At 74.7% G+C, this 2,387-nt stretch carries 3 protein-coding genes; 1 reads left to right on the top strand and 2 read right to left on the bottom strand.

Translation table 11 applies throughout. The features are described 5' to 3' along the window. Positions 1–111: 111 nt before the first annotated feature. The gene (locus tag VIM19_12200; GenBank protein ID HEY5185638.1) at positions 112–1,005 is read left to right on the top strand and encodes a DUF6206 family protein; all 894 of its coding nucleotides are present in this window, start codon (positions 112–114) and stop codon (positions 1,003–1,005) included. Positions 1,006–1,017: 12 nt separating this feature from the next. On the opposite strand, the gene VIM19_12195 is transcribed toward VIM19_12200, so the two are convergent. Together VIM19_12195 and VIM19_12190 are read right to left on the bottom strand one after the other, a co-directional pair. Beyond that, positions 1,018–1,656, bottom strand: coding sequence for a helix-turn-helix domain-containing protein (locus tag VIM19_12195; GenBank protein HEY5185637.1), 639 nt, complete (start codon positions 1,654–1,656; stop codon positions 1,018–1,020). Then, on the bottom strand, positions 1,653–2,231 hold the full coding sequence (locus VIM19_12190; GenBank protein ID HEY5185636.1) for a DUF308 domain-containing protein: 579 nt from the start codon (positions 2,229–2,231) through the stop codon (positions 1,653–1,655). The genes VIM19_12195 and VIM19_12190 overlap by 4 nt, the downstream gene beginning before the upstream one ends. Positions 2,232–2,387: the final 156 nt, after the last annotated feature.

The raw sequence follows: 2,387 nt of genomic DNA, 5'->3' as shown, positions 1-2,387 counted from the left end.
GTTCGCGGTGTTCGCCAACAACGACCCCTCGGTGCTGCAGCTGCTGCCGCCGCTGGTCATCTCGGACGACGAGGTCGACGAGCTGCTGGGCGTCGTCCGCAAGGCGCTGGGGTGATCGCGCCGGACGAGCTGGACCGGCTCGAGACGACGGTCCGCCACTCACTGACGACCGGCCGCGCCGACGGCCTGCGGGTGCTCGGCTACGGGGAGATCACCCTGGTGGTGGGCTGGCCGACCGAGCAGCCCACGCACGCCTGCAAGCGGCTGCCCCGGTTCCCCGACCGGGCCGCGTTCGACCGCTACCGCGACGTCCTCGACCGCTACGTCGCGGCGCTCACCGAGCGGGGCCTGCCCGTGCTGCCCAGCGAGCTGCTGCACTGCGACGCCCCCGACGGCTCGGTCGTGGGCTACCTGGTCCAGGAGGCCCTCCCGGAGGACAGCCTGCTGACGTCGGTGCTGGCCAGCACCGAGCCGGACCCGGACCACTCGGCGCTCGCCGAGCTAACCGGCCATGTGGCTGCGGTCGTCGACCCCGCGCTGGGCCTGGACGGGCAGCTGTCGAACTGGGCGGTCCGCGCCGACGGCACGCTGGCCTACTTCGACCTCACCACCCCCCTGCTCACCGAACCGGACGGGCGATCGGCCCTGGACGTCGGCCTGTTCCTCGCCGCGGCGCCCTGGGCCCTGCGGCCGCCGCTGCGCCGGTTCGTCATCCCGGGGATCCTGCAGCGCTACCACGACCCGCGCACCGTGCTGCTCGACCTGGCCGCGAACCTGCACAAGGAGCGGCTGGTGCCGTGGGTGCCCGTCGTCGTCGACGCCGCCAACCGGGTGCTGCAGCCGGCGCACCACCCGCTCGAGGTGGACGAGGTGGCCCGCGACTACGCCTCCGACGCGCGGCAGTGGGAGCTGCTGCTGCGGCTGCGCCGCGCCGACCGCTGGTGGCAGCAGCGGGTCCGCCGGCGGGACTACCCGTTCCTGCTGCCGGGCCCGATCAGCCGCTGAGCGGCCATCCGCTCAGCGCAGGGCCGCCGCGAGCTCGGCCGCCGCGAGCTCGACCCGCGGTCCGACCCGGTCGGCGTCGAGGGTGCCCAGGGCGACCACCCCGACCCCCGCCTGCAGGCCGGCCACCCCCAGCACCGGCGCGGCGATCCCGCTGGCGCCCTCCTGCAGCTCGCCGGTCGAGACCACCCAGCCGGGGGTCGCGGTGCCGGCCCGCACGACGGCGCGACCGGCCGCCCCGCGGCCGAGCGGGTGCCGGCTGCCGACCCGGTAGGCCACGTGGAACGCCGTCCAGCTCGGCTCGACGACGGCCACGGCCAGCGCCTCGTCGCCGTCCCCCACCGTCAGGTGCGCGGTCGCCCCGACGTCCTCGGCCAGCCGGCGCAGCACGGGCGTGGCCGCCGCCAGCAGCACCGGCTGCACGCCCGCGGCCAGCGCGAGCACGCCGGGGCCGATGCGCACCCGGCCCTCGACGTCGCGCCGGACCAGTCCGTGCTGCTCGAGGGTGGCCACCAGCCGGTAGGCGACCGTACGGCCGACGTCCAGCCCGACCGCGAGCTCGGCCACCGTGAGGCCCCCCGGGGTCCCGGCCACCCGCTCCAGCAGGGTCAGCCCGCGGTCCAGGGTCTGCGAGGTCTCCGCGCCGGGGCTCAGGCCAGCCGCCGGACCTTGAAGGCGGCGACCACCTCGATCAGCCCCAGCAGCAGCAAGATGATCCCGGAGATCCAGGCCAGCACCTGCAGGGACGGCGCCGGCCAGACCAAGATGACCACGCCGGCCAGGGCCCCGAGCAGGCCCTCGGCGATCTGCCAGCCGCGGGCGACGGTGGTCTTGTCCGCGATGGCGGAGATCACGCGCACCAGCCCGCGGAACAGCCAGCCGAAGCCGATGAGCAGCACCAGCAGCACCACCGAGTGGGCGATGCTGCGGAACGCGAACAGGCCCAGCAGCACGGACACGATGCCCGCGACGATGGCCAGCGCGCGCATCCCGCCGTCCAGACCCGTGGTGGCGAAGCCCGCGACGATCTGAAAGATCCCGCTGAGCAGCAGGTAGAACCCGAGGAAGACCGCGATCACGACCAGCGTCTTGCCCGGCCAGACCAGCAGCACCACGCCGAACAGCAGGGTGAACACGCCGAGCATGAGCAGCCAGCCCCAGGACCGGCCGACCGCCTCCAGCACATCGCCCGGGTCGCCGGACGAACCACCCACCGTCTCGCTCACCATGACCATCACCCTCCGGCCGAGTTCGGACGCTCTCCGGACCAGTCTGGTCCTGCGACGGCCTGCGGTTCGGGAAATCGGATGATCAGCGCCGCGCGGCGGCCCAGGACCGGATCCGGCCGATCCGCGCCTGCAGCTGGGCCAGGTCGGCCTGGACGG

This window comes from Actinomycetes bacterium (genome assembly GCA_036510875.1).
Taxonomy (GTDB): Bacteria; Actinomycetota; Actinomycetes; order Prado026; family Prado026; genus DATCDE01.
This window is presented reverse-complemented; position numbering and strand designations above follow the sequence as displayed.